The organism is Tahibacter aquaticus (assembly GCF_004363655.1).
GTDB classification, from domain to species: domain Bacteria; phylum Pseudomonadota; class Gammaproteobacteria; order Xanthomonadales; family Rhodanobacteraceae; genus Tahibacter; species Tahibacter aquaticus.
Map to the genome: position 1 here is coordinate 321,685 of NZ_SNZH01000004.1, position 20,201 is coordinate 341,885.

Annotated in this window: 18 protein-coding genes; 7 read left to right on the forward strand and 11 right to left on the reverse strand. The window is 65.0% G+C overall.

Translation table 11 applies throughout. The annotated features are described in order from the left end of the window. Positions 1 to 32: 32 nt before the first annotated feature. Both DFR29_RS08815 and DFR29_RS08820 read right to left on the reverse strand, forming a co-directional pair. Positions 33 to 2,075, reverse strand: coding sequence for an amidohydrolase (locus DFR29_RS08815; protein ID WP_133818214.1), 2,043 nt, complete (start codon positions 2,073 to 2,075; stop codon positions 33 to 35). 285 nt (positions 2,076 to 2,360) lie between these two features. Further along, on the reverse strand, positions 2,361 to 4,136 hold the full coding sequence (locus DFR29_RS08820) for an acyl-CoA dehydrogenase family protein (protein ID WP_133818215.1): 1,776 nt from the start codon (positions 4,134 to 4,136) through the stop codon (positions 2,361 to 2,363). 383 nt (positions 4,137 to 4,519) lie between these two features. Here DFR29_RS08820 and DFR29_RS08825 point away from each other — a divergent pair, with 383 nt between their 5' ends. Then, on the forward strand, positions 4,520 to 4,717 hold the full coding sequence (locus DFR29_RS08825; protein ID WP_133818216.1) for a hypothetical protein: 198 nt from the start codon (positions 4,520 to 4,522) through the stop codon (positions 4,715 to 4,717). Between the two features lie 222 nt (positions 4,718 to 4,939). On the opposite strand, the gene DFR29_RS08830 is transcribed toward DFR29_RS08825, so the two are convergent. From DFR29_RS08830 to DFR29_RS08840, 3 genes are all read right to left on the reverse strand, one after another. Beyond that, positions 4,940 to 7,483: a TolB family protein gene (locus DFR29_RS08830; RefSeq protein WP_133818217.1), complete on the reverse strand. Its 2,544-nt coding sequence runs from the start codon at positions 7,481 to 7,483 to the stop codon at positions 4,940 to 4,942. Positions 7,484 to 7,598: 115 nt separating this feature from the next. Next, a complete protein-coding gene (locus DFR29_RS08835) occupies positions 7,599 to 8,198 on the reverse strand; it encodes a CDP-alcohol phosphatidyltransferase family protein (RefSeq protein ID WP_133818340.1) in 600 nt (199 codons plus the stop codon). A 160-nt stretch (positions 8,199 to 8,358) separates the two neighbouring features. Continuing rightward, the gene (locus DFR29_RS08840) at positions 8,359 to 9,003 is read right to left on the reverse strand and encodes a rhomboid family intramembrane serine protease (protein WP_166653972.1); all 645 of its coding nucleotides are present in this window, start codon (positions 9,001 to 9,003) and stop codon (positions 8,359 to 8,361) included. Between the two features lie 112 nt (positions 9,004 to 9,115). On the opposite strand from DFR29_RS08840, the gene DFR29_RS08845 reads away from it, so the two are divergent. Genes DFR29_RS08845 through DFR29_RS08860 form a run of 4 tightly spaced genes read left to right on the forward strand, consistent with a single transcriptional unit; the run spans position 9,116 to position 12,482 of the window. Beyond that, positions 9,116 to 10,468, forward strand: a complete 1,353-nt coding sequence (locus DFR29_RS08845; protein WP_133818219.1) for an ATP-binding protein — start codon at positions 9,116 to 9,118, stop codon at positions 10,466 to 10,468. Between the two features lies 1 nt (position 10,469). Continuing rightward, a complete protein-coding gene (locus DFR29_RS08850; RefSeq protein ID WP_133818220.1) occupies positions 10,470 to 10,940 on the forward strand; it encodes a hypothetical protein in 471 nt (156 codons plus the stop codon). Continuing rightward, the gene (locus tag DFR29_RS08855; RefSeq protein ID WP_133818221.1) at positions 10,937 to 11,869 is read left to right on the forward strand and encodes a tetratricopeptide repeat protein; all 933 of its coding nucleotides are present in this window, start codon (positions 10,937 to 10,939) and stop codon (positions 11,867 to 11,869) included. The genes DFR29_RS08850 and DFR29_RS08855 overlap by 4 nt, the downstream gene beginning before the upstream one ends. Before the next feature lie 7 nt (positions 11,870 to 11,876). Then, on the forward strand, positions 11,877 to 12,482 hold the full coding sequence (locus DFR29_RS08860) for a 2OG-Fe(II) oxygenase (RefSeq protein WP_133818222.1): 606 nt from the start codon (positions 11,877 to 11,879) through the stop codon (positions 12,480 to 12,482). A gap of 200 nt (positions 12,483 to 12,682) precedes the next feature. Here the strand turns inward: DFR29_RS08860 and DFR29_RS08865 are convergent, their stop codons facing one another. Continuing rightward, the gene (locus DFR29_RS08865; RefSeq protein WP_243745994.1) at positions 12,683 to 13,756 is read right to left on the reverse strand and encodes a M35 family metalloendopeptidase; all 1,074 of its coding nucleotides are present in this window, start codon (positions 13,754 to 13,756) and stop codon (positions 12,683 to 12,685) included. A gap of 424 nt (positions 13,757 to 14,180) precedes the next feature. Then, positions 14,181 to 15,251, reverse strand: a complete 1,071-nt coding sequence (locus tag DFR29_RS08870; RefSeq protein ID WP_243745995.1) for a M35 family metalloendopeptidase — start codon at positions 15,249 to 15,251, stop codon at positions 14,181 to 14,183. 308 nt (positions 15,252 to 15,559) lie between these two features. Between DFR29_RS08870 and aqpZ the strand changes: the two genes are divergently transcribed. Further along, entirely contained in the window at positions 15,560 to 16,255 is a 696-nt protein-coding gene (aqpZ, locus tag DFR29_RS08875) for an aquaporin Z (protein WP_133818223.1), read from the forward strand. Between the two features lie 94 nt (positions 16,256 to 16,349). Here aqpZ and DFR29_RS08880 read toward each other — a convergent pair whose 3' ends face one another. The 3 genes from DFR29_RS08880 to DFR29_RS08890 form a co-directional block, all read right to left on the reverse strand. Further along, positions 16,350 to 17,333: a malate dehydrogenase gene (locus tag DFR29_RS08880; protein ID WP_133818224.1), complete on the reverse strand. Its 984-nt coding sequence runs from the start codon at positions 17,331 to 17,333 to the stop codon at positions 16,350 to 16,352. A 78-nt stretch (positions 17,334 to 17,411) separates the two neighbouring features. Further along, positions 17,412 to 17,786 carry a glutaredoxin family protein gene (locus DFR29_RS08885; RefSeq protein WP_133818225.1) on the reverse strand — a complete coding sequence of 125 codons (375 nt, stop codon included), beginning with the start codon at positions 17,784 to 17,786 and terminating at the stop codon, positions 17,412 to 17,414. 3 nt (positions 17,787 to 17,789) lie between these two features. Beyond that, positions 17,790 to 18,986 carry a pyridoxal phosphate-dependent aminotransferase gene (locus DFR29_RS08890; protein WP_133818226.1) on the reverse strand — a complete coding sequence of 399 codons (1,197 nt, stop codon included), beginning with the start codon at positions 18,984 to 18,986 and terminating at the stop codon, positions 17,790 to 17,792. 137 nt (positions 18,987 to 19,123) lie between these two features. Here DFR29_RS08890 and DFR29_RS08895 point away from each other — a divergent pair, with 137 nt between their 5' ends. Next, on the forward strand, positions 19,124 to 19,381 hold the full coding sequence (locus DFR29_RS08895; protein WP_243745996.1) for a GlsB/YeaQ/YmgE family stress response membrane protein: 258 nt from the start codon (positions 19,124 to 19,126) through the stop codon (positions 19,379 to 19,381). Between the two features lie 173 nt (positions 19,382 to 19,554). Here the strand turns inward: DFR29_RS08895 and DFR29_RS08900 are convergent, their stop codons facing one another. Beyond that, positions 19,555 to 20,079, reverse strand: a complete 525-nt coding sequence (locus tag DFR29_RS08900; protein ID WP_133818227.1) for a peptidylprolyl isomerase — start codon at positions 20,077 to 20,079, stop codon at positions 19,555 to 19,557. Positions 20,080 to 20,201: the final 122 nt, after the last annotated feature.

Here is a 20,201-nt window from a genome sequence, read left to right on the forward strand (position 1 = left end):
AGCGAGGACGGTTTATCGGCCGGCGATGCCGGCTAGTTTCCCGGCGTCTGCTCCGGCCAGTTCGTCGTCGGTGCCGCATTCATGAAGCGCCGGCCCTGGCTGTAGGTGCCGACGATCTGGATGGTGCTGAGCTGGTCGACGTTGTCCTGCATGCTGAGCGGATTGGCCGACAGCATCACGATGTCAGCGAACTTGTTCACTTCCAGCGTGCCGCGGGTGGCTTCCATGCCATATTGCCAGGCCGCGTTGACGGTATAGGCCTGTACGGCCTGGGCGATGCTGATGGTCTGGTTGCCGGTGCCGCTGCTGGACACCATGGTAGGCGGGCAGTTCGCCGGATTGGTATTCGGATACCAGCTCGGCTGCTGCGCGTAGCGCCGCGCCGCGGCCCAGATGGCGAACAGCGGCGCTGGCGGCGTGACCGGGCTGTCGGTATGCAAGGTGAAGTTGACGCCGGATTTCGCCGCCGTGGCGACGGGATACATGTTCACCGTATCGGGCGCGCCGATGATCTGCTGGCACTCCGGCAGGCCCCAGTAGTACACATTGGGCAAAAGGAAACTTACGGTGACCTGCTGTGGGTTGATCGCGGCGAGCTGGCTGGGGGTGATCATGGGTGCGTGCACGACCACGTCGCGCGTGCCCGCCGGCGGCGGGGGAGCGGCAGCCAGCGCCGCCAGTGCCGCGGTCGTGGCGGCATCGCCGTTCTGGTGGATCAGCATCGGAAAGCCGGCCTGGTGCGCGTTGGTAAGGCGCGTCGTCATTTCGGACTGGGTGACATCGGGCAGGCCGGTATACGGCTGCTGGAAGATATTGGGGTCGGTGAAAGGGTTGTACAGGTTCAGATAGCTCTCGCTGAGCCAGGCGGTAAAGCCCTGCGGCGAGCCGTCGGCAAAGGTCTTGACCGCGGCCACGTTGAGCAGCGGGTTTTTACCGAACAGCACGCGCCCTGCCCTGGCAGCGTTGATTGTCTTGGTGTAGTCGCTGCTGGTGGCATCGTAGGCAACGATGGCCATGGTCAGCGGATAGGCTGCCTGTTCGGCCGGCGTATCGAGCGCCGAGAAGTACAAGGCCATCAGGCTCGCCGCGGCGGCGCCTTCCTGCGCCACCGTATAACCATGCTGGGCGTAGATGGTGGCCGCTTTCTGGATCAGGGAAGCGCCCAGGCCCTTGTTGGCGTCGAGTATCTTGGTCTGGAAGAAACTGATCGCGTACAGGGCCAGGTCTTCGTCGAGCTGGCCCAGGTTGGCCAGCTGGGTTTCCTGGGTCGGGTTGGTCGTCGGCTGGTAGCAGCCGGAAATCGCGCCAGGCGTGCCGCAGATATTCAGCAGCGTCAGCGCCGGCGTGTTGACGTAAGCGATATGGCCGGACTGGCTGGCCACCATGATCGGCACCTGGTTCGAAATCGCATTGAGCTGGGCCAGGGCCTGGCCGTTCTCGAATGTCGTGCACTGGAACGACACGCCGCTGCTGCAGCCGCTGCTTTTGCCCAGGCGCGCCGGATCGTAGTTGAAGGCGAGTACGTAAGGCGTCAGGCTGGATGGATCGACCTGCGACAGCGCGGTGGTCAGGCGTGCGTTGACGTCGTCCTGGGTCTGTACCGGAATAAAGCACACTTGCGGATTGGTCGGCTCGGTACAGGCCTTGCTGCCGGGCAGCGGCTTGAACAGCAGGTTGGCGCCGGACACGTCGGTCCAGTGCGCCGTGTCGCTGTAGAAGCCGACCGCCGACATATGCGAATGCGGATCGATGAAACCGGGCAGCAGGGTCGTGCCGGCTGGTGGCGTATAGCTGACGGTATTCGGGCCGACCAGGGCCTGCATGGCTGCCGTCGTGCCTATCGCCGTGATCTTGCCGCCGGTGATCGCCAGCGCTTCGGCCGTGGCCGCTGCCGGCGCGGCGGCCAGGGTGACGATATTCGTATTGATGATGATGGTATCGGGCGGCGTGGTGCTCGCCGCCGCAGGCCTGGCGCTACGCGGTGACGGCTGCGAGGCACAGGCGGCAAGGCACACCGCCGCTGCGGCAAAAACAGCGACAAAAGCAGGCGACGAACGGAATTTCTGCATACGCATAGCCAACTCCTCTGCGGACCAAAGGCGGCGCGCTGCCGACAGGGCGACCGGGGGTCGCCCCCACGCCGGGCATGAATTCGAAGCACTGAAACAGACAGCCGCTACGCTCCCCGCAAGACCGACTGCGTCGTTTGGGAAAATAGCAAAGGGCTACAAGCGGCGGAATGCGCAAAACCCTCAGAAAGAGGCGTTGTTGTCCCTACTGCTGTGGGTGTGTCGCGGGCGCCCGCGCAGGTCCGCTGCGCGGGCGGGATGGCACCGGCCAGTGCCGGCGCGGCACAGGCTTCAGATCACATCCCAGCCGACCGCGCCCTTTTCCAGCACCGCGCTGGCCAGTGCTTCGATCGCCTTGTCCTCGTTGATCGTCATGCCGCGCACATTGCGCATCAGGCGGCGGCGCGCCTGGCGCGTGAAGATTTCGGCGATGCCGATCGCATTGTGCTGTTCCGCGTGGTTTTCCCGCACAAGGCTGTCGGCGCGCGACAGCACGCACAGGCCGACGAACAGGTCGATGGCCATGTCGGCGATACGCTTCTGTGCGTGCTGCTGGTCGGCGATGGCCTTGCCGAACTGGCGCAGCAGGCCATCGGCGGCCTTGCTCAGCTCGACCACGTACTTCTCGTAGGTGGCCGCCGCCTTGCGCAGGCTGGGATGCAGTTCGCGCAGGATCTTGTCGGTGCCGTAGCCGGTGGTTTCGCTGGCCTTGCGCCGCACGTAGGTGCTGAGCACGCCGAAGCCCTTGATCGGATCGTTGAAAATATTACCGACCGCGGATTTGAGTTCGCCCAGGTTGGCGCCGACGTCCTTCAGGCCCGACAGGGCGATATACAGGCGCAGGATTTCGTTGGTGCCTTCGAAGATGGACAGGATGCGTGTGTCGCGGGTGATCTGCTCATACGGAAACTCGCGCATGAAACCGTTGCCGCCGGCGATCTGCAGGGCCTCGTAGCTGGCGCGCTGCACGGCTTCGCTGGCGAATACCTTGCTGATGGCAGCTTCGGTGGAATAGTCGGTACAGCCCGAATCGATGTAGTGCGCGACCATCCAGACCGCGCTTTCGGCGGCGAAGCAGTCGATGCTCATTTGTGCAATTTTCTCCCGCACCAGGCCGAACTCGGCGATGGGACGGCCGAACTGCTTTCTGTCCTTGGCCTGGGCACAGGCGAGCCTGATCAGTGTCTTCATGCCGCCGACGGCGCCGCCGCCCAGGCCGGTGCGGCCGTTGTTGAGGATGGCCATGGCCACCTTGAAGCCCTTGCCCACCTCGCCGAGCACGTTCTCCGCCGCCACGCGCACGTCGCTGAAGGCGACGGTGGTGGTGCTGGAGGCGCGTATGCCCATCTTGTCTTCGTGCGGGCCGTGGCTGACGCCTTGCTGGCCGGCCTCGACGATGAACGCGGTCATCTTGCCTTCGGGCGTATCGGTCTTGGCGAATACGGTATAGAAGCCGGCAATGCCGCCGTTGGTGATCCAGATCTTCTCGCCATTGAGCAGCCAGCTGCCGTCGTCGCCGCGCGTGGCCTTGGTGCGGACCGAAGCAGCGTCGGAGCCAGCACCGGATTCGGTCAGGCAGAATGCCGCGATGATTTCGCCGCTGGCCAGCCTGGGCAGGTATCTGGCTTTCTGCGCGTCGCTGCCGAACAGCAGCAGGCCCTTCATGCCGATGGAACTGTGCGCGCCGATAGTCAGCGATACCGACGAATCGTGCGAACTGGTCTGCGCCAGCACGCGCGCGTAGGCGGCATTGGAAAGCCCGAGACCGCCGAATTCCTCGGGAATGATCAGGCCGAACAGGCCCATGTCGCGCAGCGCCTGGATGAACTCCGGCGGCTGCTCGGCATTGCGGTCGTAATGCGCCAGATCTGCATGCTTCGGCGCGAGAAAATCGTCCAGCGCGTCGACCATGGCGCCGAGCATGTCGCGGTCGCGCTCGCGCATTTTGGGATAAGGAAACAAATTCTCTTCGACGATCTCGCCGAAGAACAGGTTCTTGGCGACGCTCAGGTCGCGGCGCAGGGTATCGGCGGCAGCGCTGACGGCGGGGATGGCCGGGGTTTCCATGGCAGGCTCCTTTGAGCAGTGCAATGGCCCAGTGTGGTATTGCCGCGTTGAAGCACGCAAGCAGATTAATGGGTTGAAGGCTTGATTCGGATACGTCCTGCCGGAGTGTTGCACTGCGGCATTGCGTACAGCCGGCGTGGAGCGGCTGTCGGGCACGTTTTCGCCGCAGCCGCACAGAGGGGATTCGCGCAGTCGGCTCCACGGTCTGTTGCCGCTGCAACCAGGCGGCAGCAAGTACCGCCGGCAGCCGCGCAGGTCGTATGCCGCAGCGATGGCAGATCGTCAGACGCATGCTCACGGCGGGTGCTCATTTTCGGGACGGCAACTGAGCAGGGCGTTGCAGATGAGACAGCAGCGCCGCGACTACAGATCTCGGAGGCAGGATGAAGCGGATCGAGCCGACGGCACAGGCTGGGCTCTTTGCGCTGGACTTTGTCATCGCCCTGTTTGCCTTGATGCTCGGCATGCCGGCGCTGATAGCGCTCGTCGTGCTGGGCGACGGACTGGCTAGGCTGGTGAACGCTTGCCTGCCTTTCCGTGCGCCGGACACTCGCGCCAAACAGGGGACGCGCGATGAATGATGCGATGCGTTGCGTGGCCGACCGGAAGGCGGCCATCACGATTTCGCTGCCGCCGGCAGAGAATGGTGCGCCGGCAACGGCGGAACATATCGACACGCCCCGCGTTCGCAGCATCCACTACGCTTCTTTCGCCGCGCTTTCCACCTTACAACTACGCAGCGCAGCAGTTGCAGCGAACTGCAGCGTGCATCGGCCTGTGCCTGATGCACGCTACGGCGTTTCCTACTCGTCGCCGAGTCCGTCGGCGAACAGCACGTCGCCGAAGTTGCTGGCGATGAAGGCGTCGAGGAAGTGGTTGTTGCCTTCGCCGGCGACCAGGTTGCCGGCGCTTGAATTGAACACGAGATAGTCGCCATTGCCGATCAGCTTCAGCTGGTCGGCAGGGTTGTCGGCACCGGTCGGAGTGATGCGCTGCAGGTGACGGCTGCGCCGGTCGAATACGTAGGGCTGGGCATTGTAGTTCAGGCTGCCCGTGCCGTCGTCGCCGTCGCAGAGGCAGCGCTGGGCGACGAGAGCGCCATCGTCCGACATCGAGGCGTCTCCGCCGTAGTACCCCAGCGGCTCGCCGTCGCTGTCGACGCTCACCAGGTCCAGCGCTCCACTGACGCGGTCGCGTACGTAGAAGCCGCTGCCACCGGCTCCAGGGACAGCCCCGTAAGACCCGAACAGCACCAGGCGGCCGTCGGCAGAGATGCCGGCAGCTGTGCTGCCTCGTTCTTCCAACTGGTTTCCCGCGGCATCGAGATTGACGCGCTCGGTCTGGGCCGTCAGGCGGTCGAATACGTAGACATCTTCGACGTCGTTGGTATCGGCAGGAACCAGCCTGAGGGTGTGGGAGAACACTGCGTAGCGACCCGTCGCAGAGAGCTGCAAGTCCAGGCCGGCGCCTGCCGACTGTCCGTCGGCGCGGCGGCTTACGGCTTCCACGGTACCGGCGTTCAGGTCGCTCACGTAGCTGTCGCCGTAGGGATTGCCAGGAACGGCGAGCAAGTTGGTAGCCAGCGACACGTAGCCGACGACGCCGCCGTCGGAGGAGATATCCCTGAGGATGGAAATGTTGTTGCCGATAGCCCCCTGCGCATTGCGGCTGACGACGGCAATGACGCCGCTGGCACGGTCGTAGCGCAGGATCTGCTGGTAGCCGTTGTCGACAATCCCGGGTACCAGGTGCGCGCAGCTTTCGAACACGATGTAGCGGCCATCGGCGGATATCTGGGATCGGGTAGCGCCACAGGGACTCTCGCCGCCGCCGGGCAGTCGGTTGATGCGTTCGGTGGTACCGGCGACGCGGTCGCGCAGGAACACGTCGCGCCGGCCGTTGAGATCGCCGACGACCAGATTGGTGGCAACGGAATCGAAGACCACGTAGCGCCCGTCGGCGCTGGCACTGACGCTGAAGAAACCGCTGTCGTGGTTGGCGACGGCGCTCGGCGTGTCCAGCGGCCGGCTGACGCGGCGCACATCGGTCTGCGGGAAAGCGGCGAGATAGAGGTTGACGAAGCTGTTGTGGAACAGGTCATGCGCCGAGCCGCTTTGAAATTGGCAATACGCCACGGAAGCATCGCCGGCGAGATGGCATGCGCTGACAGCGTCGACTTGGCCGGGCGGGCGCAGCACGATCGGTTGCGGCTCTACCTGGGCAAGCGCACGGCGATAGCTGCGGCTGATACCGGCGCTTTGTCCCGGCAGCACGGCGCCGGGCGACGTGAAGGTAACAACACTGCCGTCGGCCGAGATCGAATTCACCATGGCCTCGTCGGCGATCTGTCCGCCCGTCGAGGCCAGCGTGATGCGGCGCACGGAGAGCGTATCGCGATCGAACAGATAGCCGTCGTTGCGGCCATTGGTGTCGAGCGGGTCAAGCGCGGCGGCGGTATTGAATACAACGTAACGGCCATCGACCGACAGGCTCGCACCTGTCGCCAGCATGGGCTGGCGGTGGCCCGAGAAGAAGGACCCGGCCGTGGTCCGGCTGGCCAGCAACGTGGTGCCAGCATCGACATCGCGCAGGAAAAGGTCATTGGTACCCGGCGTGTCGCCAGCAACCAGGTTGACCGCGCTGCTGTTGAACGCGACATGGTGCCCGTTTGCAGAGAGCTTGCCGGTGGTGCTGAACCGATTGGCCGGCACGCCGCCGATGCCGGCGCTGACCAGCGCGTAGGTGCCATTGCTGCGGTCGAGCCGGTAGAGATCGTGAAGGTCGTTGGTATCGGCCGGCAGCAACGGCAGCACGGACGCCAGCAGTACATAGCGACCATCCGCGCTGATGCCGTTGAAGACGATGGCGTCGTCTAGCGGCGCGCCATTGCCGTCCTGCGAGACGAGTTGCGTGGTTCCGGCGACGCGGTCGCGCACGTAGATCTGCGCCGTGCCCTGGTCGACGCCCGCGACGAGATCGCGCGCGGTGGAGCTGAAGAATACGTAACGGCCATCGTCGGTAACGGCGGCGTTGTCGATGCTGCCGCCCATCGACGCTTCGCCGCTGTCGCGCAGGCTGACGCGCTCGACGCTGTCGCCCTGCGCGTCGTAGAGAAAGAGATCGGCGCGATGGTTGGTATCGACGGCAATGAGGTTGTTCGCGTACGACACGAACACGGCGTAGCGCCCGTTGTGGCTGACCGCCAGCGCTGCGCCGGTATGGCCATTGCTTTCCTGCGCGACGGAAAGGTTCGTGACACTGGCGCTGTCGATGCTGATCGCAGCGGCAGGGCCGGCGGCAAGCAGCAGCGCCAGCGACAGCAGGCGGCTGGGCGGGATCAGGGTCATGGCGAGACTTCGTGGCGGGTGGTACACGAAATCCTAGGGATGCGGCGTGCGCGCAGCGTGGGTTTTCGGTTAAGCGGCGCGTCTATTTTTCTGTACGCCCGCTGCGCACGAGCCGCTACAACTTGGGAATACGCAGCGTCTTGCTGATCATGAGCGAACCGCTGACGGCGTAGATCAGCGCGAACGGGTGCAGCGTCCAGGGGCCGATTTCGACGGCACCGAACCACAGTGCGTTGTGGCTGTGGCCTGTCCACACGGCAATGGCGACGACGACGACCAGCAGCAGGCTGGTCGGAATCGGTGTGCCTTCGAAATACTTGACCTTGCCGCTGTCGTTGCTGGACAGCGCCTCGGCGGTGATGTTGTAGCGCGCCAGGCGGCTGACGCCGCAGCAGACGAAATAGCCGAGGATCAGGCAATCCCACATGCCGTTCATGCCGGCGGCATAGCCGATCACGGCCGGGGCGACGCCGAAGGAGATCACGTCGGCCAGGGAATCGAGTTCGCGCCCCAGCGCCGACTGCTGCTGGCGCCAGCGGGCGATGCGGCCGTCGAGCACGTCGAAGACGAACGCGGCGGGAATGAAGGCAGCGGCCAGCAGCAGGCTGATGCGGCTGCCCGGCGCGATGCTGGCCATGGCGGCGAATACGGCCGCCATGCCGCAGCCGGCATTGGCCAGGGTGAACCAGTCGGCCAGGTGGAAACCGCGAATCATGGAAAAGTGGTTTTGTTTATTCAAGGCCGGGCCTTCCCTGAGAAATGGCTGTGAACGGGCCGGCGGCCGCCGCCGGCCAGTGCGCCGATGCTACATCGCGGCGCGTCGATTGGGCATGAGGACGGCGCCAGGCGGCGGGGCGGGGAAACCGCGGCGCTGCTCAAGGTTCGAGGATGCGATTCGGCTGGATCGGCAGGCGCCCGCGCCAGTATTGCACCAGCAGATAGCCGCCGAGCATGCCGCCCAGATGGGCGAAATGGGCGACGCCGGCATTGGTGCCGAACACGCCGTGCAGCACGGAAATACCCGCCAGCAGCCAGGCCAGGGTGCGCGCCTCCAGCTCGCCGGGCAGCGGAATCAGCAGCAGCTTGCGCTCGGGATAGAGCGAGGCGGCCGCGGCGAGCAGGCCATAGATCGCGCCCGAAGCGCCTATCGTGGCAGCAGCTTGTGCATCGCCCAGCCCGACCAGCAGTTGGGCGACGCCGGCACAGACCAGGCAGAAGCAGTAATAGAACAGGAAATGCCCCGCGCCCATGCAACGTTCCAGCAGCGGCCCGAACAGCACCAGGCCTATCAGGTTGATGCCGATATGGAAGAAATCGCCGTGCAGGAAACCGTAGCTGAGCAGTTGCAGCGGCTGGAACCCGGCACTGAAGGTACGCGTGCCGATGCTGGCGACGACGTGATCCCCCGGCGGCCACAGCGCGAGGTATAGCAGCACCTTGTCGCCGAGGAACAATTGCGCGGTGAACATGACCGCGTTGAGGATGACCAGCCAGACCACGACGACAATACTGGAATTCATGCAGGCGATGCGGCCGCGTGCGCAGCGGCCGGTCAAAAGTAGCGGGATTGCGGCAAGCTTGTCGGCCAGGCGCCCTGTTGGCAAGCTTGGCCTTTCCCCGCGCAGTGCCCTCATGCAAACCGATCAGCTGGATGGGCTGGAACGCGCCCTCGCCGCCTCGCCCGACAACCTTCCCCTGGCCGAGCTGCTGCTGGGCGCCTGTGCCGATGCCAACGAACATGCCCGCGCCTGTCGCGTGCTGGACGGGCTGCCCGCAGCGGCGCTGGCTGCGCTGCCGCTGAATCTGCGCCTGCGCCTGTCGCGCCTGGCCGGCGTTCACGGCGACAACCAGCGCGCACTGCAGCTGGCCGGCGACGAGACGCCAGAAGCCGGCATCGCCCGGGTACGCGCCCTGCTCGCCCTGAACCGGCGCGAAGAAGCCGAACGCGAATACCGCCGCGCGGTACAGGCCAATCCGACCCTGGAAGACGAACGCATTGCGGCGGAATTGCGCGGCAAGGTGGTGTCGCTGGATGCGGCTCGGCGCTTCGGCGCCGAGCGCACCGTCGCCGCCGACGAGATCGACGGCGACGACGTGGTACGCCGCCTGGCGCCGGAAACCGAGCGCATCGGCTTTGCCGACGTCGGCGGCCTGGATGCGGTGAAGCAGCAGATCCGCCGCCGCATCATCACTCCGTTCCAGAAGCCGTCGCTGTTCGAGCGCTTCCGGCGCAAGGCCGGCGGCGGCATTCTGATGTACGGCCCGCCCGGCTGCGGCAAGACCCTGCTGGCCCGCGCCACGGCCGGCGAGTGCGGCGCGAAGTTTTTCAATATCGCCATCGAAGACGTGCTGGACATGTGGATGGGCGAATCCGAGCGCAAGCTGCATGCGCTGTTCGACCAGGCCCGCCGCAGCGCGCCGGCGGTGATGTTCTTCGACGAGATCGAGGCGCTGGGCGGCAAGCGCGAATATTCGCGCGAAGCGACTACCTCCAAGCTGGTCAGCCAGTTCCTGGCCGAACTGGACGGGTTTGCGCAGAACAATCAGGGCGTGCTGATTCTCGGCGCGACCAACGTGCCTTGGGCGGTAGACCCGGCCTTCCGCCGGCCCGGGCGCTTCGACCGCGTGTTGTTCGTGCCGCCGCCGGACCAGACGGCGCGCGAAGATATTCTGCGCGGGCTGCTCAAGGGCCGGCCGCTGGCCGCCGCCGTCGACATCGCCGGCCTTGCCCGCAGCACCTCGGCGTTTTCCGGCGCCGACCTGCGCCATCTGGTCGACACGGCCGTCGACGAGGCCATCGACGCCAGCCTGGCCGCCGGCGACGAAGTGGCGCTGGGCGCGGAACACCTCAAGGCCGCATTGAGCCAGGTCAAGCCGACGACACTGGAATGGTTGACCACGGCGCGCAATTACGCGCGCTATGCGAACGAAGGCGGCCAGTACGACGACGTGCTGGAGTTCATTCGTCAACATGGAAAGAATTGACATGGCTACTTATAAACTTCCCGACGAACCGCGGCCGGGCGCATTGAGCGCAGTGGTGGCCGACCCGATGTGGCCGTTCCTCAGCAGCATGCTGGTCGGCGCCTGGTTCGGCCTGGCCTGGTTCGTGCTGAACAGCGTGGCCCTGGGCAGCCCGACGCTGAAGCGCGAGATCGGCCTGGCTGCGCTGGCCCTGGGCGGCAAGGCGGTGCTGGTACTGCTGATGATTGCGGCATTGCAGGCAGGCTGGATCGAAAAAGGTGCACTGCCCTACGTCTATCTGATCGCCGTAGGCCTGATGCTGGCCTGCACCTACAGCCTGTACCTGACCCAGTCGCGCACCTTCGAACTGTTCGCCTATTTCGGCGGCGAGGTGAAGAACGGCGTCGTCGTGCTGCTGGTCGGCATGGCCGTGGTACGGCCGTATGTGGCACCGCTGTTCGGCGACGGCCTGCTCGGGCTGGTGCTGCGATGAACAGCCAATCCGCCAATGCGCTGATCGGACTGGCACAGCAGCAGCTGCAGCGCGGCCAGACCGACGCAGCCATCGAAAGCCTGGCCCAGGCCCTGGGCCAGGACGTGCAGAACGCATTTGCCCACGCCCTGCTCGCCATCTGCCTGTTGCAGCGGCATCGCCTGACGGCAGCCCTGCATGAAGCAAATGCAGCGCTGGCGCTCGATCCGCAGCACTGGTTCAGCCATCTCGCCGCGGGCAAGGTGAACTATGCGCAGCGCCGGCCTGCGCAAGCCGAGGAACACCTGAAGAACGCGGTGGAACTGGCACCCGGCACCGACTGGCCGCTGCGCGAACTGGCCAATTTCTACATGGCACAGGATCGCCCGGCCGAGGCCAGAACCTTGCTCGACGCCGCCTGCGCGATCGATCCCGACGATGCGGCCAACCAGGCGGCACTGGCCCGCTGGCATCTCAACGAGCGCGACCCGGTCCGTGCCGAAGCCATAGCCCGCGACGCGCTGCGCCGCGATCCCGAAGACGAAGATGCGCTGCTGGTGCTGGGCTGGGCCATTCTGCAGCAAGGCCGCAGCGACGAAGCCTACGAACACGCGATCTGGGCGGTACGCAACTCGCCCGCCGACGGCGATACGCTGAAGCTGCTCAGTGCGGTAAAGGCGCGGCGCAATCCGCTGCTGGGCCTGTGGTTCCGCTTCAGCACCTTCGTCGGCGGCGGCAGCGGCAAACGCACGGTGCTGCTGCTGGTCGGCATGTATCTGAGCGTGCGCCTGCTCTCGCTGGTACTGGCCGACCTGGGCTATCCGACAGCGGCGAGCGCAGTCACCTATGCCTGGCTCGGTTTCTGCGTCTACAGCTGGGTGGCACCGACGCTGTTCCAGCGCATGCTGCGCAAGGAACTGGACCAGGTGAAGCTGCGGCCGGACTTCTGAAGCGGCCATGGCCGAAACTGATTTTGTGAACTATGCGACAATCGCTGCGGCGCTGCGCGACGACGGGCATGCCCTGTTGCCGCAGTTCCTCGACAGCGACACCGTCGCCGCCCTGGCGGCGCACTGCCGCGCACTGGCCACGGCGGAGGCCTTGCAGCCGGCAGCAACCGGGCGCGGCACCTCGCTGCAGCGCAGCGGCGTGCGTGGCGACAGTACCCGCTGGCTCGACGCCGAAGCACCGCTACCGCTGGAACAGGCTTATTGGTCGGCGCTGCAGCCGCTGCGGGCGACACTGAACCGGCAACTGCTGCTGGGACTGGAAAGCGTGGAGGCGCATTACGCGCTGTATCCGCCCGGCACCGGCTATGCGCGCCATCGCGACCGGTTCCGCGACGACGATGCACGCGTGCTGTCCTCTGTGCTGTATCTCAACCAGGGCTGGGACGCCCGCGACGGCGGCCATCTGCGCCTGTACCTGCCGGGCGGGGACGTCGATGTCGTGCCGCAGGGCGGCACCCTGGCGCTGTTCCTTTCGGCGGAAATCGAACACGAAGTGCTGCCGGCCACCCGCGAGCGTCTGAGCATCGCCGGCTGGTTCAGGCGCAGAACCTAGTGCGCCGTTGCGTCAATAGCTTGAGTAAATTTTCGATGGATTTCGCCGCAAGACAAGGCGTGGCGAGCAGACGCACTACCAGTGCGGCGACAAGCCGCAACGCAGGATTGCAGCGAAAGACGCCTGAACTATTCGAGCTATTTACACAACGGCACACTGGACCGGGAGTGCCGCCACGGCGCGCTCCCGGTCCATGCCGATCAATTGCGCGGCGGCGTGTTTTCGGCGAAGTACTCGTGGCTGTCGGCGTTATGGATGGCCTGCGACGGCGAACTCAGCGCCAGTGCATGCGCATCGGCTTGGCCATAGGCATAGTCGTCGGTGCCTGCGACCACGTTGAAGTGGCTGACTTCATGCACCAGCGTGCCGGCGCGGGAGTCGGTGCCGGTGTTCGCCGCCGACCAGAATGCGTTGCACAGGGTGACCGTATAAGGCTGGTTCGGATTGACATAGGCATACACGCCCGGCGAATTGCAGTTGCAGTCGAAGGTGAACGGCTGCGTGCTCAGCGCACTGTGGATGGTGTTGAACTGGTTGCGCACCGTGCCGTAGCGCGTGCTGTTGTAGCTGCCGAACCACCAGGTGTAGCGGCTGCCGGTGTTGTTGGCCGTCAGGTAGTTGGCCGAATTGCTCGCGTAGCCGACGGCAGAATTGCGCGCCGTGGCAATCTGGTTCTTGCGCGTGGTGCTGCAGCCGACAAAGGTGTTGGTCGGCGCCAGCACACCCGTCGATGCCTTGGGCGCGAATTCTTCGAAGGCGTCGATCGCGGCATCGGCGAAAACCTCGACGCCGCCACGCTGGGCCATGTCGAAATCGAGCACGGCGGCGGCGGCCCCGCCACGCGCCGCCTCGGCCGCTTCGCGCACGACCTGGCGCGCATCACGATTGTAGGTGACGCCGAATTGTCCACCTTTGCGCATGTCGTAATAGGCTGTCAGATCGACTTCGGCACTGATGCTCTGGCCCGGCGCCAGCGGCAGGTAGTCTGACTCGGTCGGCGCGGCGCGCTTGACCAGGCGCCCGGTATACGCAACGGCCCGGCCATCCTGGCTGACGCGGAACAGATTGTTGGAGACACCGTCGAGCGGCGTCATCCAGCGCAGCACGTGTAGCGTTGACGTGCCGGTGTTGCTCAGCGAGTAGACGATCTTGCCGCTGCCGAATTCCTTGGCAGACGCGGGTTCGAGACGCAGTTCCAGGCCGGCGGCGCTGGCCGCGGACACGCCGCCCAGGGCCAGCAGCAGCGCGGCAATACCTGCATAAGGCTTATGCATGACTCAATTCCTCAATGAATGGATGCGACGCCGCCCCCGCAGCGGGCAGCCGGACGGCTGCCGTTTTTCAGCGTAAGCAGTCGACTTGCAGGCGGCAATCTGCGCTGCATCAAGGGGGCAAGGTATGGAATTGTTCATTAATTCATATTGATTTGAGCCGCAAAGGCGCCCCCGACATCGAGGTATCAGCGCGACAGAAGGCCTGTAGCGAAGAGGTGCTTTTCGTTGGGCCGGTGCGGCAGATATTCCTTGGCATGGTTTGTTTGCACCGGGCTGGCAAACACTGCTTCGGCATGGGTTCTTCGATGGTGCGATACCGCGATGTCGGGGTGCGCCTGCGGCTTACCCCAACCTACGTCGCGCACGATTTCACAAAAAAAAAAGGGCCGGATGACCGGCCCTTTTTTCTGGCTGTTGCGTTATGTCAGTTGCGCGCCGGCGTGTTCTCGGCGAAGTACTCGTGGCTGTCGGCATTGTCCACGGCACGAGCCGGGTTGCTGCCAGCCAGGCTGTGCGCGGCGCTCTGGCCGTAGGCCCAGTCGTCGGTGCCGCCCATCACGGTGAAGTGGCTGACTTCGTGCACAATGGTGCCGGCCTTGGAGTCGGTGCCGGTGTTGGGGGCCGACCAGAACGCATTGCACAGATAGACGCGATACGGCTGGTTCGGATAGACGTAGGCGTAGGCGCTGTCGGTGCAGCTGCAGTCGAAGGTGAACGGCTGCGTGGTCAGTGCGCTGTAGATGTTGTTGAAATGCGTGCGCACCGTGGAATAGCGCGAGCTGTTGTAGGTGCCGAACCACCAGGTGTAGCGGCTGCCCTGGGTGCCGGCGGTCAGATAGCTCTTGGAATTGTTGGCGTAGGTGGCTGCCGAGTTGCGCGCCGTCGCGATCTGGTTCTGGCGCGTGGTGCTGCAGCTGACGAAGCTGTTCGTGGCGGCGAGGATGCCGGCGCCGGCCTTGCTGTCGCCCTCGTCGCTGGCATCGGCCGCGGCGTCGGCGAACACGTCGACGCTGCCGCCCTTGGCGATATCGAAGTCGATCACGCCGGCCTGTACGCCGCCGCGGCTGGCTTCGGCCGCCGCACGGATCGCCTGGCGACCGTCGCGATTGTAGCGGACGCTGTATTGTCCACCTTTACGCATGTCGTAGTAGGCAGTCAGGTCGACTTCGACGCTGACCGTCTGGCCAGGCGCGATGGTGACGTAGTCGGCTTCGGTCGGCGCCGGACGCTTGACCAGGCGGCCGGTATAGGCCACCGGCGCGCCGTTCTGGCTGACGCTGAAAATATCGTTGGAAACGCCATCCAGCGGCGTCATCCAGCGCAGCACCTGCACTGGTGCCGCGGTGGTATTGCTCAGCGCATAGACGATCTTGCCGCTGCCGAAATCTTTCTCGGCGGACTGGCTCAGACTCAGTTCGATACCAGCCGCATTGGCCGCCATCGTGCTCCCCATCCCCAACACAAGCACGGCAAAACCTGCATACAGCTTCTGCATGTCATGTTCCTCAGTGGATTTCGAATCACTGCCCCCCGGCAGCGGGCGCCGGATGCGGCGCCGTCGGGCAGCGTATGCCGATATTCCCTTGACAGCAATCCCCCTGAATCCCGCTGATTTCGACGCGCTGCAACATTTACAGCGCCGTATGAAGAAGTGGAACTTGTTTACTTTCCACTGTTGCCCTGGCGTGGTACGAATGGCGCGGCTCGCCAGCCGGGACGGCGGCGGCCAAACCGGTCCGGCGTCGGGACGATGCGCCGGCCGCGGTCCTACCCGGTATCGTCCTGGCGATGGGGAGCAGGCAAATGAATGCGACAAAGCGTCTGGCGGCCGAATTTCTCGGTACGTTCTGGCTGGTTCTCGGCGGTTGCGGCAGTGCGGTACTGGCGGCGGCATTTCCGTCGCTGGGAATAGGTTTCACCGGCGTTTCGCTGGCCTTCGGCCTCACCGTGCTGACCATGGCCTACGCGGTCGGCCATGTTTCCGGCGGGCATTTCAATCCGGCGGTGTCGCTGGGCCTCGTGGTCGGCGGGCGCTTTCCGGCCAAAGACCTGCTCGGCTATGTGATCGCCCAGGTACTCGGCGGCATTGCCGCCGGCGGCGTGCTGTATCTGATCGCTTCGGGCAAGGCCGGCTTCGACGTATCGGCAGGCTTCGCGTCCAACGGCTATGCCGAGCATTCGCCGGGCGGCTATTCGCTGCAGGCGGCGCTGATCTGCGAGATCGTGCTGACGGCGTTTTTCCTGATCGTGATCCTGGGTGCCACCGACGGCCGCGCGCCGGCGGGTTTTGCGCCGATCGCGATCGGCCTGTGCCTGACCCTGATCCACCTGATCAGCATTCCGGTCACGAATACCTCGGTCAACCCGGCGCGCAGCACCGGCGTGGCGTTGTTCGTCGGCGGCTGGGCGGTACAGCAGCTGTGGCTGTTCTGGATTGCGCCACTGGTCGGCGCAGCGCTGGGCGGGGTGATCTACAAGCAGGTGCTGGCGAAGGACTGAGCTTCACGCATGCGAACATTGCGCCAGGTAGCGCATCTGGACAAGTAAAAAAGGCGGCCAAGGCCGCCTTTTTTATTGAAACGGAAAACGCGGGTTACTTGGCGAACAGGTGCTCGACGCCGGCGCGCTCTTCGCGCAGTTCCTTCTCAGTGGCATCCATGCGGGCGCGGGAGAATTCGTTGATCGCCAGGCCCTGCACGATGGCGAACTTGCCGTCCTTGCAGGTGCAGGGGTAGCCGTAGATCACGCCAGGCTCGATGCCGTAGCTGCCATCGGACGGAATGCCCATGGAAACCCAGTCGCCCTCGGCTGTGCCCAGTGCCCAGTTGCGCATATGGTCGATCGCCGCCGAAGCAGCGGAAGCAGCCGACGACGCGCCGCGCGCCTTGATGATGGCGGCGCCGCGCTGCTGCACGGTCGGAATGAAGGTGCCTTCGTACCAGGCCTGGTCGATCTGTTCCAGCGCCGGCTTGCCCTTGATCGAGGCATGGTGCACGTCCGGGTACTGCGTGGAGCTGTGGTTGCCCCAGATGGTGACCTGGGCGATGTCGGTATTGAGCGCACCGGTCTTTTCGGCCAGCTGGCTGATGGCGCGGTTGTGGTCCAGGCGAACCATGGCAGTGAAGCAGTTCGGATCGAGGTCCGGCGCGTTCGACTGGGCGATCAGCGCATTGGTATTGGCCGGGTTGCCGACCACGAGCACCTTGACGCTGCGCTTGGCGTGGTCGTTGATGGCCTTGCCCTGGGGCGCGAAGATGGCGCCGTTGGCTTCGAGCAGATCCTTGCGCTCCATACCGGGGCCGCGCGGACGCGCGCCGACCAGCAGGGCGAAATCGACATCCTTGAACGCAACGTTGGCGTCGTCGGTCGCGACCACGCCGTGCAGGGTCGGGAAGGCGCAATCGTTGAGTTCCATCACCACGCCCTGCAGCGCGGGCAGCGCCGGGGTGATTTCCAGCAGGTGCAGGATGACCGGCTGGTCCGGACCGAGCATGTCGCCGGCGGCGATTCGGAACAGCAGCGCATAGCCGATCTGGCCGGCGGCACCGGTAACGGCAACTCGAACGGGGGCTTTCATGGGTAACTCCTGGCTTCGTGGCGGCCGGGTCGGGCACGCCGGTCATGAGGGACGGCACTGCGCCATCCCCGCGGATGGTTATTGCAGGCGCACGTCGTGGCCAAGTTCCTTGAGCAGGCTGGTCAGCCGCGGTGCGTTGTAGCCGTGTACGACATTCTGGCCGATGACCGTGACGGGCACGCCACGGCCGCCGACGGCGTTGTAGGCGTTTTCGCCGGCAGCGCCGTCTTCCACATCGAGCTCGCTGTACGGCACATCGGCCTCGTCCAGCGCCGCCTTGAGCTGGTCGCAGTAGCCGCACCAGTCGGTGGTCAGCACGACGATGCCGCTGGCGCCGGTGGCGCGGCGCGGATCAGCCTCGCGGGTCTGGCGATGCTTGTGCGCTGCCGCCGCCGCCAGAAACACCACGGCGGCGACGATGCCCAGTACCTTGAGCGGACTGAGGTCTTTCATGCCTCAGGCAAGTTCGGCAAAGAACTCGGCAAAGCGCTGCAGCCCATCGGCCAGCTGCGCCGTGGGACAGGTATAGGAAATGCGCAGGCCCTTGGGTTCGCCGAAGGCCGAGCCGGGCACGCAGGCCACGCCCTTGGCCTGCAGCAGGGCATTGCAGAAGTCCACATCGTTGCCGATGGCGACACCGTTGTGCGATTTGCCGAAGGCGCAGGAAATATCCGGGAATACGTAGAACGCACCCTGCGGCCGCGGGCACTTCACACCGGGGATGGCGTTCATGACGGCGAGAACCTGGTCGCGCTTGGCCTGGAACTCGGCGTTCTTCTGCGTCGGCACATCCTGCGGGCCGGTCAGCGCGGCGACTGCGGCGGCGGTGACCATTTCCGGGATATTGGTGATGTGGTTGGAGTTCATCGTCACCATGGCCTGAGCGACCGGTTCCGGCGCCGCAATGAAGCCGACGCGCCAGCCGGGCATGCCGTAGGTCTTGGAGATCGAGTCCACATGGATCACGCGATCGCGAAGTTCCGGACGGGCATTGACGAAGTTGTGGTAGCCCAGGCCGTCGAACACCATGCGATTGTAAATATCGTCGCAGATGATCCAGACGTCCGGATGCTTGGCCAGTACATCGGCCAGTGCGGCGATTTCTTCCTTCGTATAGACCATGCCCGTCGGGTTGGACGGGTTGTTGAACAGGAACACCTTGGTGCCGGGCAGGGCCGCGTCGAGCTGGGCCGGCGTGAGCTTGTAGTTCTGCTCGGCCGGACACGGCAACAGGCGCGCCTGCGCACCGACGATGTCGGCGATGTCGACGTAGGTGGTCCAGTAGGGAACGCTGAAAGCGATGATGTCGCCCGGATCGAGCAGCGCTTCGGCCAGGTTGTACAGCACGTGCTTGGCGCCGATGCCGGTGGCGATGTTCTTGCGCGTATAGCCGGTCAGGCCGGCTTCTTCGAGATGCTTGAGGTAGGCGTCCAGCAGGGCGTCGGCGCCGCGGTTTGAGCCGTACTGGCCCGAGTCCTTGTCCAGCGCCTCGCGCACGGCAGCGTAGACATGTTCGCCCGGCAGGAAATTGGGCACGCCGATGGAGAAGCTGACGATGTCACGGCCCTCTGCCTTGAGCTTCTTCGCCTTCTCGGCGACGGCCATGATGGCGCTGGGTTTTGCCCGACCCATACGCGCGGCTAACTTGAGCATGTGCGTTCCCGGAGACTGTGAAAAATCGCGCAAAAGACTAGCACATTGCGCTGCAGCACCCCGTCCGACTTTTGGCCATAAGCGCGCCGCGGTAGAGTGCGGGGGCTGCAAAAACCCTGACCACGGAGGAATCGCACATGATGTACTGGATTGGAATGTTCATCGCTGGCCTGATCGTCGGCTTGATCGCCAAGCTGTTGATGCCGGGCAAGGACCCGGGCGGCTTTTTCGTCACCGGTCTGATCGGCATCGCCGGCATGTTCCTCGGCGGCTTTCTCTACAGCATGATCTTCGGCACGCCGACCACGGGCTTCCAGCCTTCGGGCTATATCGGCGGCATCATCGGGGCGGTGATCCTGCTGCTGATCTATCGGATGGCGATGAAGCCGCGGTAAGACGGGCGCTGAGGCAGGCACCATCCCCATCCCGGCCTTCCTGTTGAAGGGGAAGGAGAAGAGCCTGGGGCTACCTGGGCATCGAAGGCCAGCGACTGCGCGCGACGGCCGATGAAGCGAAGTGCGTGCAAGCAACGAGGCGACGGGGCCGCAATGGCCCCGTCGCTTTTTGTTTATTTGGCCTTGAAGCCCGACGCGTCCAGCGTGGCATTCCACTGGTCTACGCGCGCCTTCTGCGCCGCCAGCAGCGGGGCGGCATCGCCTTCGATGCGGATGGAGGTGATCTTGTCGCCGCCGCGGACCGCATCGACGACGGCCTGGCCGTCACCGATCACTTCGCCGAACACGGTGTGCTTGCCGTCCAGCCAGTTGGTCGGCACATGGGTGATGAAAAACTGGCTGCCGTTGGTGCCCGGGCCGGCGTTGGCCATGGACAGGATGCCGGGCTTGTTGTGCTTGAGCTCGGGACGGCATTCGTCCTCGAATTTGTAGCCCGGGCCGCCGGTGCCGCTGCCGTGCGGGCAGCCACCCTGGATCATGAAATCCGGGATGACGCGATGGAAGTTGAGATCGTCGTAATAGCCGCGCTGGGCAAGGTTGACGAAGTTGGCCACGGTCAGCGGCGCCTGTTCGGCGTGCAGGCGTACCTTGATGGTGCCGCGGCTGGTGGTGAAGTTGGCGATCAGTTCGTTGCTCATGGGGTTGCAGTTCTCCACGTTGGGGCGCGAATGATAGCCGGCAGCGCCGCGCTGGACAGAATGGCCGGGCGAACCGCCGAGGCCTTCGGGTAGCATGCCGACCCGGCCGAGCAATTGCGGCC